General features: G+C 60.3%; 16 protein-coding genes and 1 pseudogene. 9 read left to right on the top strand and 8 right to left on the bottom strand.

The features are described 5' to 3' along the window. Nucleotides 1-4: 4 nt before the first annotated feature. Nucleotides 5-2,386 (bottom strand): DUF3772 domain-containing protein, encoded by a 2,382-nt coding sequence (locus ACZZZ4_RS25015; protein WP_463549066.1) that lies wholly within the window; start codon nucleotides 2,384-2,386, stop codon nucleotides 5-7. A 165-nt stretch (nucleotides 2,387-2,551) separates the two neighbouring features. Between ACZZZ4_RS25015 and ACZZZ4_RS25010 the strand changes: the two genes are divergently transcribed. The 5 genes and pseudogenes from ACZZZ4_RS25010 (at nucleotide 2,552) to ACZZZ4_RS24990 (ending at nucleotide 4,528) form a co-directional block, all read left to right on the top strand. Continuing rightward, complete coding sequence (locus tag ACZZZ4_RS25010) at nucleotides 2,552-3,061, top strand: CinA family protein (RefSeq protein WP_463549065.1); 510 nt, start codon at nucleotides 2,552-2,554, stop codon at nucleotides 3,059-3,061. Further along, nucleotides 3,058-3,576 carry a hypothetical protein gene (locus tag ACZZZ4_RS25005; protein ID WP_463549064.1) on the top strand — a complete coding sequence of 173 codons (519 nt, stop codon included), beginning with the start codon at nucleotides 3,058-3,060 and terminating at the stop codon, nucleotides 3,574-3,576. Before ACZZZ4_RS25010 ends, ACZZZ4_RS25005 begins: the two co-directional genes overlap by 4 nt. Before the next feature lie 7 nt (nucleotides 3,577-3,583). Then, a pseudogene (locus ACZZZ4_RS25000) lies at nucleotides 3,584-4,038 on the top strand (DUF421 domain-containing protein). An 86-nt stretch (nucleotides 4,039-4,124) separates the two neighbouring features. Further along, on the top strand, nucleotides 4,125-4,352 hold the full coding sequence (locus tag ACZZZ4_RS24995) for a PLD nuclease N-terminal domain-containing protein (protein ID WP_024012535.1): 228 nt from the start codon (nucleotides 4,125-4,127) through the stop codon (nucleotides 4,350-4,352). A 38-nt stretch (nucleotides 4,353-4,390) separates the two neighbouring features. Further along, complete coding sequence (locus ACZZZ4_RS24990) at nucleotides 4,391-4,528, top strand: hypothetical protein (RefSeq protein WP_165368439.1); 138 nt, start codon at nucleotides 4,391-4,393, stop codon at nucleotides 4,526-4,528. Between the two features lie 129 nt (nucleotides 4,529-4,657). On the opposite strand, the gene ACZZZ4_RS24985 is transcribed toward ACZZZ4_RS24990, so the two are convergent. Next, complete coding sequence (locus tag ACZZZ4_RS24985; protein ID WP_039763177.1) at nucleotides 4,658-5,878, bottom strand: MFS transporter; 1,221 nt, start codon at nucleotides 5,876-5,878, stop codon at nucleotides 4,658-4,660. Nucleotides 5,879-5,986: 108 nt separating this feature from the next. Here ACZZZ4_RS24985 and ACZZZ4_RS24980 point away from each other — a divergent pair, with 108 nt between their 5' ends. Beyond that, the gene (locus ACZZZ4_RS24980) at nucleotides 5,987-6,442 is read left to right on the top strand and encodes a winged helix-turn-helix transcriptional regulator (protein WP_463549063.1); all 456 of its coding nucleotides are present in this window, start codon (nucleotides 5,987-5,989) and stop codon (nucleotides 6,440-6,442) included. Between the two features lie 24 nt (nucleotides 6,443-6,466). On the opposite strand, the gene ACZZZ4_RS24975 is transcribed toward ACZZZ4_RS24980, so the two are convergent. Then, nucleotides 6,467-7,330 carry an MBL fold metallo-hydrolase gene (locus ACZZZ4_RS24975; protein ID WP_463549062.1) on the bottom strand — a complete coding sequence of 288 codons (864 nt, stop codon included), beginning with the start codon at nucleotides 7,328-7,330 and terminating at the stop codon, nucleotides 6,467-6,469. A gap of 92 nt (nucleotides 7,331-7,422) precedes the next feature. Here ACZZZ4_RS24975 and ACZZZ4_RS24970 point away from each other — a divergent pair, with 92 nt between their 5' ends. From ACZZZ4_RS24970 to ACZZZ4_RS24960, 3 genes are all read left to right on the top strand, one after another. Next, nucleotides 7,423-7,764, top strand: coding sequence for an ArsR/SmtB family transcription factor (locus tag ACZZZ4_RS24970; protein WP_008086967.1), 342 nt, complete (start codon nucleotides 7,423-7,425; stop codon nucleotides 7,762-7,764). Nucleotides 7,765-7,869: 105 nt separating this feature from the next. Beyond that, complete coding sequence (locus ACZZZ4_RS24965) at nucleotides 7,870-9,114, top strand: NAD(P)/FAD-dependent oxidoreductase (RefSeq protein ID WP_463549061.1); 1,245 nt, start codon at nucleotides 7,870-7,872, stop codon at nucleotides 9,112-9,114. 9 nt (nucleotides 9,115-9,123) lie between these two features. Beyond that, entirely contained in the window at nucleotides 9,124-9,924 is an 801-nt protein-coding gene (locus tag ACZZZ4_RS24960; RefSeq protein ID WP_463549060.1) for a sulfite exporter TauE/SafE family protein, read from the top strand. An 85-nt stretch (nucleotides 9,925-10,009) separates the two neighbouring features. On the opposite strand, the gene ACZZZ4_RS24955 is transcribed toward ACZZZ4_RS24960, so the two are convergent. The 5 genes from ACZZZ4_RS24955 to ACZZZ4_RS24935 form a co-directional block, all read right to left on the bottom strand. Beyond that, nucleotides 10,010-11,290, bottom strand: coding sequence for a TRAP transporter large permease (locus tag ACZZZ4_RS24955; RefSeq protein ID WP_197891844.1), 1,281 nt, complete (start codon nucleotides 11,288-11,290; stop codon nucleotides 10,010-10,012). Further along, entirely contained in the window at nucleotides 11,290-11,817 is a 528-nt protein-coding gene (locus ACZZZ4_RS24950; protein ID WP_122700614.1) for a TRAP transporter small permease, read from the bottom strand. The genes ACZZZ4_RS24955 and ACZZZ4_RS24950 overlap by 1 nt, the downstream gene beginning before the upstream one ends. Nucleotides 11,818-11,893: 76 nt before the next feature. Continuing rightward, a complete protein-coding gene (locus ACZZZ4_RS24945; RefSeq protein WP_415762156.1) occupies nucleotides 11,894-12,868 on the bottom strand; it encodes a TRAP transporter substrate-binding protein in 975 nt (324 codons plus the stop codon). Between the two features lie 60 nt (nucleotides 12,869-12,928). Beyond that, nucleotides 12,929-13,822 carry an SMP-30/gluconolactonase/LRE family protein gene (locus ACZZZ4_RS24940; protein WP_463549059.1) on the bottom strand — a complete coding sequence of 298 codons (894 nt, stop codon included), beginning with the start codon at nucleotides 13,820-13,822 and terminating at the stop codon, nucleotides 12,929-12,931. A 43-nt stretch (nucleotides 13,823-13,865) separates the two neighbouring features. Continuing rightward, nucleotides 13,866-14,705 (bottom strand): NAD-dependent epimerase/dehydratase family protein, encoded by an 840-nt coding sequence (locus tag ACZZZ4_RS24935; protein ID WP_463549058.1) that lies wholly within the window; start codon nucleotides 14,703-14,705, stop codon nucleotides 13,866-13,868. Nucleotides 14,706-14,804: the final 99 nt, after the last annotated feature.

The following is a 14,804-nucleotide window of genomic DNA, read 5'->3' as shown; positions in this document are numbered from 1 at the left end:
CGAGTCACGCCGCTGGCGGTTTCGCCAGCGCAATGCCCGCCGCGCCCAAGCGCTTGAGCACTTCGAACAACAGATCACTTTTGGTCAGTCCTACGATCCTCGGGCTACCGACATAACCGGTGACCGTGAGGGTTATGCCGTCCGGCGACAACTTGCTGAAACGCACGAACGGCACCGGTTTATCGAGGATGGTTTCGTTCTCGTGATACGCATCCAGCAGCAGCTGTTTGACCTGCTCAGGATCGATATCCAGCGGGAACACCAGCTCCAGCGATGCCACGCCCTGAGCACTGCCGCCGAGGGTAACGTTACGCAGGTTCTGCGAGATCAGCTGCGAGTTGGGCACGATCACGATCGAGCGGTCGCTGAGCTGGATTTCCGTGGCGCGCACGTTGATGCGGCGGATGTCGCCCTCGACGCCGCTGATGCTGATCAGGTCGCCGACCTTCACCGGGCGCTCGGTGAGCAGGATCAGGCCGGAGACGAAATTCTTGACGATCTCCTGCAAACCAAAGCCAATGCCCACCGACAGCGCACTGACGATCCACGCCAGGTTCGTCCACTGCACACCCAGCGACGACAGTGTCAGCAGAATCACAAAGGCGTAGCCGATATTGGAGAACAGTGTGCTCAGCGACGCGCACATGCCTGGGTCCATGTCGGTCTTGGGCAGGAACTCGTTATCGAGCCAGCGGCTCAATGCGCGGATCAGCCAGATGCCTATCAGCAGCGCCAATAGCGCATTGAGCAGGTGTGCCGGGACGATGTTCAGCTTGCGCAAACCGGCGCCGCCGAGGGTCGACATGATATTGGTGATCAGTTGGCCGAACGTGGTGCCGATGCCGCCGACAAACAATGAAATCAGCGCCATCAACATCAATCCGGCGCGGCTGAAGCCGGACAGCAGAATAGAAATCTGATCGAGGCGCCGATCACTGATCCCCAGCAGTTGCTTGAGCGCCTGGCCGCTCGCGTGCTTCGGCGAAAACAGGTGCTCACAGGCATCCTTGACCAACTGAATCAGCAAGTAAAACCCCGACAACACGATGTAGCCCCACACCAGCTCATAACTGATGAACCGCGCCAACGATACATATCCCGCCAGCAAGGCGATGGCCGAGGCAAACATCGAGAGGCTGGCGACGCTGTAGATCAGCCCGGCGAACACGCTGTTCGTCGCCGAGGGGTCATTGGCCGCGACCAGCGCCTTGCGCACTTTGCCGACGCGCAACAGCATCGTGCCGATGATTGCCAGTACCACCAGCGAAATCACACCGCGCCCGGCCATAACGATATTGCTGCTCATGCCTGTGGCGTTGGCGACTTGCACCAGCGTCACCAGAACCAGCAAGGTGCAGGCAAGAATCCGCGGATAAGGCTTGAGCGCCATCGCCAGCGGATCGGCAATCGCCGGCAGGCGCCACGACGGATGTTCGGTTGACAGCAATGCGCGGCTGAGTCCCGTGATCAGCACGCAGGCGTACACGACTTTTTCGAACTCTTCGGAAAACGTCTCCAGCACTGGCGGCAGGGCGTCGTGGCGGGTACAGGCGCAGAACAGCAGTTTCAGGGCGATGGCGGTGGTTATGAACGTCGCGATGGCTGACGCGAAGGCCAAGGCACTGCGCCGCAGTCGGCCCTCCGCCACGCGATGAATGCAGAACCAGGTCAGCCCGCGCTCAGCCAGACGCCGGCCGAACGTCCAGATCAGCAGGGCCAGCAGCACCAGCACGCAGGTGAAGAAACGCTCGCCCGGCGCCCAGACCGTGGCCCAGACGTCACCGACCTGTGCCACGAACAGGCGTAGCCGCTGGCGGTCGTCCTCGCTTGGACTGACCAGCGGCGCCCAGAAGTGCGGACTCAATACGCTACGGGTGCTCAGGGTCAGTTCACTTTCCAGCAGGGTGCGGCGGATGCCGGCGATTTGCGTGATCAGGTCGGCGGCATTCTGTTTCAGTGCGGCGAGGCTTTTCAGCGTCCCGTCGACCTTGCTTTTCTGCTCCGCCAGCGTCGCCCGCTGCGCGACGATATCGGCTTGCTCGGCGGCCACCTCCGCGTCGGGCGCTGTGCCGAGCACACCCAGTTGCACTGCCAGTTGCGCCTGTTGTGGCAACAGCGCTGCCGACAGCCGGTCGACATCGAGAATGAACGCCTGCACCCGGTCCTGCGGACCTTCGAGCTGGTTGTAATTGTTCGCTGCCGAAATCTGCTGCTTGAGCCCGTCGAGGCGTTGTTGCAGGGCTTGCAGATCGCTTTGCGAAATCACCGGCAGCGGCGCTGCGCTTGAGTTCGCCGGCGCCGCAAGGTCGGCCGCCCACAGTGCAGCGCTGCCCGGCATCAGCAGCAGCAACAGAATCAAAAACAACGACTTGGATGAACAGCGCATGGGGGCGGCAGGCTCGAGTGGATCGCACAGTCTATGAGGGTAGGTGATCGCACCGAATGGGGCGGAAAACTTTCCGGGAAAAGGCCTTTGGCACGCTCAGCAGATCCAGCGGAATGATCAGCGCAACGCATGGTCAACCGGCAACAAAGGCTTCGAGAGCACACCATGTCCATTGCCAAGGAAACGATTGAATATCTGCGTCACCATTCACTGATGATCACCACCGCTGAGTCCTGTACGGCGGGAGAAATCGTCATGCTTTTATCGGAAGTGCCCGGCAGCGGCGAGTTGATCGAATGCGGCTATGTGGTCTACTCGCCGCAGGCCAAGCAGCGCTTGCTCCACGTCAGCCCGGCGACCATGGAAACCTTCAATCTGACCAGCGTCGAAGTCGCCAGTGAAATGGCGATCGGCGCGCTGCGCGACAGCACCGCCAACGTCGCGGTCGCCACCACCGGCATTCTCGGCCCCGACGACATGGATGGGATAAAAGCCGGAACCGTGTGTTTCGCCTGGGCGTTCCAGTTCGATGACGGACATTTTCTGTTCAGCACCCAGCAGTGGTTTCCCGGCGCGCGCAGCGAAGTGCAGACCCGCGCTTCGGAGTTCGCCTTGCAGCAGATGGCGGTTTTTCATCGTCGCGCTTTGCAGGGTGAAGGGCGGTGGAGCCGATGAAGCCTGACGCTGAGCATCCCGATTTAAAGAGCCGACAATTCCCGGTGCAGGAGGACATGGCCTATCAGTTGAAGGTCTGGCGCTTTGAGCACATCGGTTGGTATCTGCTGGTGCTATGCATGGTGCTCGGTCTGTTGGGCCTGTTTTCCCGTGGCGTGCTCAGTTCGCAGGACGCCCGCAGCGACGACGGCAAAGTCCAGGTTGAATACGAGATGTTCCATCGCAACGGCTCGACCAACCCATTGAAACTCAGCGTGCACGCGACGCCTGAAGCCACTGTCGAACTGGACATCGGCGGTGAGCTGCTCGATGGCTTCAGCATTGAAACGATGCAGCCGGCGCCGGTGCGTATGCGCAGCTCAGCGCAGGGCATGCGCTTGTGGTTGCAGGCGGACGCGCAGGGCCAGGCGACGCTTTACCTGACCCTGCGCGGCGACGGATTGGGCCTGTTTCGCAGCCATATCCGCGCGCCGGGCTCGAGCGAAGTCAGGCTCACTCAATTCATTTATCCATAGGTGACCCATGGACTCGGTGTTGCGCGCACTCGCGATGTATCTGGCACTGATGGTGCTGTTCAAAATTGCCGGCCGGCGTTCGCTGGCAGAGCTGACGACGTTTGATTTCGTGCTGCTGATGATCATCGGTGAAGCCACCCAGCAGGCCTTGCTGGGCGACGATTTCTCCCTGACCAATGCGTTTCTGGTGATCATCACCCTGATCGCCATCGACGTTGGGTTTTCCTTGCTCAAGCAGCGTTCCGGTGGGTCTCGCGATTGATCGATGGCGAGCCGACAATCATCGTCGAGAACGGCAAGCTGCTGCATCGACGTCTGCGTCATGCGCGCCTGGTCGAGGCGGATGTCATGGAGGCGGCGCGCTCCAGCCAAGGCATTGAAACCATCGACCAGATCAAATTCGCGATCATTGAGCGCAACGGCAAGATTTCCGTGATCCGCCAGGATCCGGAAGGTGGCTGAACCCTTGGCGCCGCTCGCGGGCAATTTTTTTGAACGCTGAAAATCCCGCGTAGCCCAATGCTTACCAGTCATTGGAGGATTGCGAAATGAACGAGGCAGCGAGTTATTTTTCCATCGCCGTGGCGGTGATCATTCTGCTGGTCGACCTGTGGGCGATTGTCAGCGTGTTTCGCAGCAACAAGAGTGTTGGCGTCAAAGCCGCTTGGGCGATCGGTCTGATCGTGTTCCCGGTGCTCGGCCTGATCGTGTGGGGCATCGCCGGCCCGCGCGGTGTCAAGGAAGGGCCTTCGTCGCCAGAGCACAGCAAGGGCTGAGCATTGATGCAACCTGACCACTGTTTAAGGAGATCGTCATGAAAAAAATCTGTGTATGCCTGGGCTTCTGCTCAATGTTTCTGTTGCATGGCTGTTTCGATTCGAACAAGGCGACCAGCCAGGACGAAGACAAGAGCAAGGCATCAGTACAAATGCAGCAGAAGAAGGCAGATTAGCCCGGTAAGGTTCTCAGGGTTATTGGCACACGGCGCCGCTTTTCTTCGAACAGACTCGCTTCCACCTTTCGCAAATCCTGTGGGAGCGAGCCTGCTCGCGAAGGCTTTCGATAGTGAACAGCCAGCGGTTCACGCGTCAGTCCATTCCAGCCATGCCCAATAAGCCATAGCCGCAGCACTGATAGTCGCTCCCAGCAGACAAACGCCAACCCAGCCAAAATGCGCATAGGTGTACGTCGCTGCGATCGCGCCCAGGCCACTGCCCATCGAGTAAAAACACATATACGCACCGACCAGTCGGCTTTGCGCATCGGGTCGTGCGGCAAAGATCAGACTCTGATTGGTAACCTGCACCGCTTGCACGGCGAAGTCGAGCAGGACTACGCCCACAGCCATCGCCAACAGCGAACGCTCGACAAACGCGATGGGCAACCACGACAGGGTCAACAGTGCCAAGGCGATGCCGGTAGTGCGATTGCCCAAACCGCGATCGGCAAGGCGTCCGGCCCGTGCGGCGGCAAGTGCGCCCGCCACCCCGGCCAGGCCGAACAGGCCGATCTGCGTATGCGAGAGCGACAGCGGCGGCGCGCTGAGCGGCAGCACCATAGACGTCCACAACACGCTGAATGCAGCAAAGACGAGCAGCGCGAACATGCCTCGGATCCGCAATACGCGCTCAGTCATAAACAACTGGAAGACCGAACGCAGCAATTGCCAGTAATTGCCCTGTGCGGGCGGTTTCGCCGAAGCGGGCAGGGTGCGCGACAACATGATCGCAACACCGATCATCATCATTGCCGAGACGAAATAGACGCTGCGCCAGCCCGCCACGTCGGCAACTACGCCGGAGACGAAACGCGCCAGCAGGATGCCAAGCACGACGCCGCTGGTGACGGTGCCCACGGCTGCACCGCGCTGATCCGGGCTCGCCAGGCTGGCGGTGCAGGCGACCACCACTTGCACGACAACCGCTAACAAGCCTACCAACACCATGGCTGCGAGCAGCATGCCCCAGCTTTCGGCGAAGCCGACTGCGCACAGCGCCACCGCCGACAAAAGCAACTGGCTGATGATGAGCTTCTTGCGATCGAGCAAATCACCCAGCGGCACGATGAACAACAGGCCGACGGCATACCCGGCTTGGGTGGCGGTCACTACAACGCCGATGGCACCAGACGAAACGCCCAGGCTGACGGCCATGGATTCGAGCAACGGCTGGGCGAAGTAAACGTTGGCCACCGCCATGGCGCAGGTGATCGCAAAAAGGAAAGTCTGTAAGCGACTCAAACCAGCCGACGAGGTGTGAGCCGCATCGTCTGGATCGAGCAGGGTTTGCGTGGGGCAGGGCATCCTTGCGTCCTCGTATTGTGGTTTTGAATTGAAACCTGGCGTTGATCTTTGTCTATTCAGGTTGTTAAATGCAACCACATTCAGCCGCTGACACAGTTCAGGAACAACATGGCCCGACAGCAATTTTTGGCGCAGAGCGAATGCCCTGTGGCCCGGACCCTTGAGGCCATTGGCGATCGCTGGGCCTTGATGATTATCCGCGATGCATTCGATGACGTGCGCCGTTTCAGCGAATTCCAGAAACGGCTGGGGCTGGCGAAGAACATACTCTCGGCCAAGCTGAAAAGGCTGGTCGAACTTGGCGTGCTGGAGATTCAACCGGCGTCCGACGGCAGTGCCTACAAGGAATACGTGCTCACTGACATGGGCCGCGCGGTGTTTCCCATCGTTGTCAGTCTGCGTCAGTGGGGCGAGCGCTTTCTGTTCGCGCAAGGCGAGGAGCATTCGGTATTGCTCGACAATGAGCGGGCCGAGCCTGTTGAGACTATCGTCGTCCGTTCGACCGCCGGCGCGCTGCTGACTCCGGCCGATTGCCATCGAAAACTGGTGACACGCGGGCGATGATGCGCGCTGGCTGTGAATTGTCTGTCAGAGTTTGTTGAGGGGGATTTTCAGGTAGACCACGCCATTGTCTTCCGCCGCCGGCAGATTTCCCGCCCGCACATTCACTTGTATGGCCGGCAGCAACAACGTCGGCATGCCCAGCCCGGCATCACGCTGAGTGCGCATTTCGACGAACGCCGCTTCATCGATTCCGTCGTGCACGTGGATATTGCTTTTGCGCTGTTCGCCAACGGTGGTCTGGCAGTGCGAGGCGCGGCCCTCGGGCGGGTAATCGTGGCAGACGTAGAGCTTCACGCTGGCCGGAAACGCCAACAGCTTCTGGATCGACTTGAATAATTGCTGCGCATTGCCGCCGGGGAAATCGCAGCGCGCGGTGCCGACGTCGGGCATGAACAGCGTGTCGCCGACGAGGATCTGTTCGGCGTCGATCAGGTAGGCCATGTCCGCCGGCGTATGGCCGGGAACATGCAGGGCGGTGGCCTTGAGATTGCCGATCATGAACGACTCGTCCGGCGCGAACAGGTGATCGAACTGCGAGCCATCGACGCGAAATTCCGGCTCAAGGTTGAACAGCGCCTTGAACACGTTCTGCACTTTACTGATCGATTCGCCGATGGCGATCTTGCCGCCCAATTCACGACGCAGATAAGGCGCGGCGGACAGGTGATCGGCGTGTGCATGGGTTTCCAGCAACCATTGCACTTGCAAGCGATGCGCACGTACGAAGGCGATGATCTTGTCCGCCTGTGCCGTGCCGGTGCGTCCGGCGGCACCGTCGTAATCGAGCACCGGGTCGACGATTGCGCACTGGCCACCGTCGGCTTCATAGACCACGTAGCTGTAGGTCGAAGAGGCGGGGTCGAGAAACGCTTCAATCAGGGCGGGCATGGCTAAAACCTGTGTTGGGGAATTTCGGGTTGCAACACTTTATGTAAAAACATAATGTTCTCAGCTTAAGTGACCTTCAAGGCCTCGTGCAAATGCAATCCAGTCTGACCGAATGTGAAGTCGCCCAACTGCGCGCCTCGGCGTCCAAAGCCTGCGCGCTGCTCAAGGCTCTGGCCAATGAGGATCGCCTGTTGATTCTCTGCCAGCTGACGCAAGGCGAACGCAACGTCGGCGAGCTGGAAACCATGACCGGCGTACGCCAGCCGACGCTGTCGCAGCAACTCGGCATCCTCCGCGACGAAGGGCTGGTCGCGACCCGTCGCGAAGGCAAATACATTTTCTACGGCCTGGCCAGCCACGAAGTGATCCAGGTGATGAAGACCCTCTCGGGGCTGTATTGCGGAGCGGTACTCAAGAGCTGGGAACAGCCATAAATGCCAGCCTTCACACCTGCCAATTGTGGGAGCGAGCAAGCCCGCTCCCACATTTTTTATGGGTGTGAAGACTGAAATCCTTGCGTGCAGCAAAAGGAACAAGCAATGAACGATCAACACTGGGGCCCATCCATCAGTGCGGACATCGTGGTCATCGGCGGGGGGACGGCCGGCATCGCTTTTGTCGCCAGCCTGCTCAAGCGTGACCCGCATCTCAACATCACCGTAATCGAACCGAGTTCAGAGCATTACTATCAACCGGCGTGGACGCTGGTCGGCGGTGGCGCGTTTGACGTGAAAGACACGGTCAGACCGATGAGCAAAGTCATGCCGCGTCAGGCAACGTGGATTCAGGCCAGCGTCAGCGCCATCGATCCGGATCACCACCAACTCACCCTCGACGACCAGCGCACCGTCAGCTATCAGAACCTGATCGTCTGCCCCGGCCTGCGCCTGGCCTGGGAGAAAATCGAAGGCTTGCAGGAAAGCCTCGGCCAGCACGGCGTCACCTCCAACTACAGCTATCAACACGCCCGGTACACCTGGGATCAAGTGCAGAAACTGCGCGATGGCCGGGCGCTGTTCACCCAGCCGGCGATGCCGATCAAATGCGCCGGCGCGCCGCAAAAAGCCCTGTACCTGTCTTGCGACCATTGGCGCAAATCCGGAGTACTGCGCAACATCAACGTTGAGTTCAATCTGGCCGGCGCCGTGCTGTTTGGCGTGCCGACGTTCGTGCCGCCGCTGATGAAGTACATCGAACAGTACGACGCGCAACTGGCGTTCAACTCGAATCTGGTCAAGGTCGACGGCCCGACGAAAACCGCGTGGTTCGAAGTCAAGGACGCCGACGGCAACGTCAACCGCGTGGCGAAAACTTTCGATCTGCTCCACGTCGTGCCGCCACAAGTCTCGCCGGATTTCATCGCGCAAAGCCCGCTGGCCGATGCCGGCGGTTGGTGTGAAGTCGATCCGCACAGCCTGCAGCATCCGCGCTATCCCGACGTGTTCGCACTGGGCGATATCTGCGGCACCAGCAACGCGAAAACGGCGGCGGCGGTGCGCAAGCAGGTTGTCGTGGTTGCGCAAAACCTCTTGGCCGCGCGCAAGCAACAGCCGCTGCCGCTCAAATACGACGGCTACGGCTCGTGCCCGCTGACGGTGGAGAAGGGCAAGGTGATCCTCGCCGAGTTCGGCTATGGCGGCAAACTGCTGCCGACTTTCCCGCTGGACCCGACCGTGCCCCGGCGTTCGGCATGGTGGCTGAAGGCGACGCTGCTGCCGTGGTTTTACTGGCACGGCATGCTCAAGGGCCGCGAGTGGCTGACGCGCCTGTCCAAGGTCGACTGAGAAAACCCTATGTTGCTGGCAAGTCTGTTTGGTGTGGTGATGGGGTTGGTGCTCGGCCTGACCGGTGCGGGCGGCGGGATCCTCGCGGTGCCGGCGCTGGTGCTCGGGCTCGGCTGGACAATGACGCAAGCGGCGCCTGTGGCGTTGTTTGCGGTCGGCAGCGCGGCAGCGGTCGGGGCGATCGATGGTTTGCGCCACGGCCTGGTGCGTTACCGCGCGGCGCTGTTGATTGCGGCACTGGGCGCGGTGTTTTCGCCGCTGGGGATCTACTTCGCGCACCAGTTGCCGGAAAGGGTTCTGATGATTCTGTTCAGCCTGCTGATGGTGCTGGTTGCCTGGCGAATGTTCAGAAAAGACCGTCAGCAAGCGGGGCCGAGCGATCACGGGCACGCCAGTTGGGGCCAGAAAAACTGCATGCTCAACGAGCAGACCGGGCGCTTCGACTGGACCGCCAAATGCACCGCCACCCTGGCTGCACTGGGAGCGGTTACTGGCGTGGTGTCGGGTTTACTTGGCGTCGGCGGCGGTTTTCTGATCGTGCCGGCGTTCAAGCAACTGACCGATGTGCAGATGCGCGGCATCGTTGCGACGTCGTTGATGGTGATCAGTCTGATTTCCGCGATCGGGGTGATCGGCGCGTTTCATGCGGGGGTGCGTATCGACAGCCAGGGCGCGGCGTTCATTGTCGCCAGCATCGTTGGCATGATCATCGGTCGCAGGCTGTGCGCACGGGTGCCGGCGCGGGCGTTGCAGGTGGGGTTTGCCAGTGTCTGTCTGGTGGTGGCGGGGTACATGTTGTTGCGGGCGTGAAGATCAGAAGATCGCAGCCTCGTTGCACTCGACAGCTCCTACAAGAGACTGCGGAGCTGCCGAAGGCTGCGATCTTTTCAGACGGTTACAACACCAGGTGCGGCAGCCACAGCGAAATCGCAGGCACGTAGGTCACCAGCAGCAGCACCAGGAACAGCACGGCGTAGAAAGGCAGCAGCGCTTTCACGGTGCTTTCGATACTGACCTTGCCCACCGCCGAGCCGACGAAGAGTACGGCCCCCACCGGCGGTGTTATCAATCCGATCCCCAGGTTGACCAGCATGATCATGCCGAACTGCACCGGGTCGACACCGATGCCCATAATTACCGGCATCAGAATCGGCGTCAGAATCAGGATCAGCGGCGCCATGTCCATCACTGTGCCGAGCAACAGCAGCATGACGTTGATGCACATGAGGATCACGTAGCGGTTGTCCGACAGGGTCAGGAACAGCGTGGTGATCTTTGCCGGGATCTGCATCAGCGTCATGATGTAGCCGAAGCTGGCGGCAAAACCGATGAGGATCATCACGATCGAAATCGTCCGCACGGTGCGGTGCATCAGTTTTGGCAATTCGCTCCACTTGTAGTCGCGGTAGATGAACATGGTCACGAAGAATGACCACAGCACCGCGATGGCCGCCGATTCAGTGGCGGTGAAGATTCCCGAGAGGATGCCGCCGAGGATGATCACCATCGCCATCATGCCCCAGAGGGCTTCGCCGACGATTTTCAGCGCCTGGCGCATCGGGATCACTTCGCCCTTGGGGTAATTGCGCTTTTTCGCGAAGATCAGGCACAGCACCATCAGGCAGGCGCTCATCAGCAGGCCCGGGACGATGCCGGCCATGAACAGCGAAGCGATCGAAACGGTACCGCCGGCGGCCAGCGAGTAGAGCACTGAGTTATGACTTGGCGGGGTCAGCAGGGCTTGCACCGAACCGCTGACGGTCACAGCGGTGGAGAAGTCCCGTGGATAGCCCTTGCGTTCCATTTCCGGGATCAGTACCGAGCCTACCGACGCGGTGTCGGCCACTGACGAACCGGAGATCGCACCGAAGAAGGTCGATGCCACGATGTTGACCAGTGACAGGCCACCACGGACGAAACCTACCAGCACGCCGGCACACGCCACCAACCGCCGGGACATGCCGCCCTCGGCCATGATCGCACCGGCGAGGACGAAGAACGGAATGGCCAGCAGCGAGAATTTGTTCACCCCCGAGGCGACCTGGATCATCACCGCCTGGAAGGGAATGTCGATCCACCAAGCGCCGATCAGCGCAGCGGCGCCCAACGCGTATGCGACCGGCATGCCGATCAGGATCAATACGATAAAACTGCCCAGCAGGATCAGAGCGTCCATTAAACGGCACCTTCACTTTCTTCAACCAGGTCGAACTGCACGACCCGACGTTTGCTCTGGTCACCGAGCAAGAGTTTTTCCACGACAAAAATCAATGTCAGCAAACCGCCCACGGGGATCGGCAGATAGGTCACGCCAACCCGCAGATCGGGCAGGGCGGCCATGAACTGGTTCCAGGTGGACATGCACAGCTTGGTGCCCCAGATGGTCATGAAGATGCAGATGGCCGCCATCAGCAGTTGCGAAAAAATCGCCGCTGCGGCTTTCATTTGCGCCGGCATGCGGTCGGTGAGCATGGCCACGGCCATGTGCGCACCAGCGCGATAACTGGCGGCGGCGCCGATGAAGGTGAACACCATCATCAGCAGGATCGCCGTCGGCTCAGGCCAGCTCGAACCGGTGCCGAGCACGTAACGGGCGAAGACGCCCCAGGGAATCATCAGGGAAATCGCCAGGACAGAAAGGCCGGCGACCCAGATGCACGTCATGTAGATCTTGTCGTTGATACGCAGCAGCAGATTCTTCATCGGGTTCCACCGTAACCGGGCGCGCCTGAGTCATCAGGCGCGCCGGGCCTTGTTCATGAGTACGGAGCGGGGGGCGTTACTGAACGGCTTCGATTTTTTTGATCAGGTCGGCGTACTTCGCACCGTACTTTTCCCGTACCGGAGCGGTGGCGTCGTAGAAGGGTTTTTTGTCAACGGTGATGAACTCGACCCCAGCGGCCTTGAGTTTTTCTTCACTGGCGGCGGACTTCTTGTCCCACAACACGCGTTCTTCGGCCTGGGCAGCCTTGGCGGCTTTCTTCACCAGTTCCTGTTGATCCGGGGTCAGTTTTTCCCAAGTGATTTTCGACATCACGATCGGCTCTGGCAGGATCAGGTGACCGGTCAGGCTGTAGAACTTGGCATTCTGGAAGTGGTTGTGTTCGAGCAGGGTCGGCGGGTTGTTTTCCGCGCCGTCGATCACACCGGTCTGCAGGGCACTGAAGATTTCCCCGGTGTCCATGGCGATACCGTTACCGCCCATGGCGTTCATCATGTCGATGAACATCGGGTTGCCCTGTACGCGGATTTTCATGCCCTTGAGGTCTTCAAGCTTGCGCACCGGTTTCTTGGTGTAGATGTTGCGCGTGCCGCCGTCCATCCACGCCAGGGCCACCAGGCCGAATTCGGAGTTGGTGATCTTGTCGAGGATCTCGTCGCCCACCGGGCCATCGATGACATTACGCATATGTTGCTGGTCGCGGAAGATGAACGGCATGTTGAACACGTTCACATCCGGTACCACAGGGCCGACGATGCCCAGGCTGACCCGCGACAGTTGTACCGCGCCGACCTGCATCTGCTCGATGACTTCCTTTTCGGAACCCAGCACACCGCCGGGGAAGTACTGAAAGGTCAGTTCGCCGTTGGTTTCCTTGGTCAGGGTATCGCCCATGGATTTTTCAGCTACCACGGTTGGGTAACCTGCGGGGTGAATGTCGGCAAATTTGAGTTTCATTTCCGCCTGGGCGGCACCGGCGAAGGTGAACATCAGTGGAAGTGCAGCGGCGAGCAAGGTGCGTTTGAAGTTCATGGGGGTGAGTCTCCAGTCTTGTTATTTTTGTGTTCAAGGCGCAGCGGTGCAGCAGAGGGGCTAAAGCAGATCGTTGAATTCAGGTTCGGCGAGGCCTTTGACGCCCGGCTTCAAAGCGAATAAGCCGCCGGCCAGGGATTGCGGGTCGAGGTCGTCGCCGGGGCGAATCGAGGCGACAAAAAGAGTGTCGAAGTTGCTGCCGCCGAAAGCGCACATGGTCGGTTTTTTCACCGGCACTTCCAGTGAGAAGTCGAGGCGGCCATCCGGCGCGAAGCGGTGAATCAGGCCGGCGTCGTTGGCACAGATCCAGTAGCAACCTTCGGCATCCACGGCGGCGCCGTCAGGGCGGCCGGGGAAGTGATTCATGTCGACGAAGATTCGCCGGTTCGATGGTGTGCCGGTCTCGGTGTCGTAATCGAAGGCCCAGATCAGCTGCACGTTGGGGTGCGAATCCGACAGGTACATGGTTTTGCCGTCAGGGCTGAAGGCGAGGCCGTTGGGCACGATGAAGCCATCCAGCTGCGCTTCGATCACGCCAGTCTGCCCGGCGCTGTAGCGATAGAGTCGGCCTTCAGGTGCGTTTAGGCCCATGTTCAAGACCATGCTCCCTGCCCAGAAACGCCCTTGGCGATCGCAGCGACCGTCGTTGAGGCGCATGTCGGGGCGGCTGTGCTCGACGGTGGCGAGCAATTCGCTGTCGAGGCTGCCGTCGCTGTGCGGGTGCAGGCGAAAGAAACCGCTTTCCATGCCGGCGACCCAGCCGCCACTGCGGTGGCGGGTGATGCAGGCGAGCATTTCCGGGGCCTTCCAAGAGGCGACATGCCCGGTGTCGGCGCTCCAGCATTGCAGCCCGCCGTTGGGAATATCGACCCAGTAAAGCGCGTTTTCCTGAGGCACCCAGACCGGGCTTTCACCGACCGCGTTGCGGGCGTCGACGATCAATTCGGCTTGCATACTCATTCCCATGGTTTTTATTAAAGGGGATCAAGTCGAACGGTCAGTCGCCGAACGGGCCTGCTGCGACGAAAGCGCCGCCCTGATAGATCCGCGCCGGATCATCGTCGGCTGGCATCGGTTGCGCTTCGACCTTGTCGCGGAAGATTTCCGAGCTGTCCCCGGCTTCGAAGCCGAGGTGGCTGGCGTAGCGGTTGTCCCACCAGACGTCCTTGTTGGCGGACATGCCGTAGACCACGGTGTGGCCGACATTCGGCGTGTACAGCGAGCGTTCGAGCAGTTGCGTGAGGTCGTCGAAGCTCAGCCAGGTATGCATCATCCGGCGGTTCTGGGGCTCGGGGAACGAGGAGCCGATGCGGATGCTGACGGTTTCGATGCCGTAGCGATCGAAATAGAAACTGGCCATGTCTTCGCCGTAAGACTTGGAGAGACCGTAGTAACCGTCAGGACGGCGGGGAGAGGTGGCGTCGAGTCTTTCGTCCTGCTTGTAGAAGCCGATCACGTGGTTGGAGCTGGCGAAAATCACTCGCTTCACACCGTGCTTGCGGGCCGCTTCGTAAATGTGGAACACGCCGCTGATGTTGGCGCCGAGGATTTCTTCGAACGGCCGCTCAACCGAAACGCCGCCGAAATGCAGAATCGCATCGACGCCTTCGACCAGTTGATGCACGGCTTGCTTGTCGGCGAGGTCGCAGAGCACGACTTCTTCGTGTTCATCGACGGCCGGGGCGAGGGCGGCGATGTCGGACAGGCGCAGCACATTGGCGTAAGGGCGCAGGCGTTCGCGCAGGACTTTGCCCAGGCCTCCGGCGGCACCGGTCAGCAGCAGGCGGTTGAAAGGAGCGCGGGGGTAGATGTAGACGTCATGGCAATCCCTGAACACATTGTTATTAGGTTTGTTGTAGGTTGTCGTATGACTGCGCTGAAGTATCGGTAGGGTTTCCGGATCTTGTCAACGCGACTTTTGGTGTAGATGACGGAA

The organism is Pseudomonas sp. AC252 (genome assembly GCF_979258105.1).
This window is presented reverse-complemented; position numbering and strand designations above follow the sequence as displayed.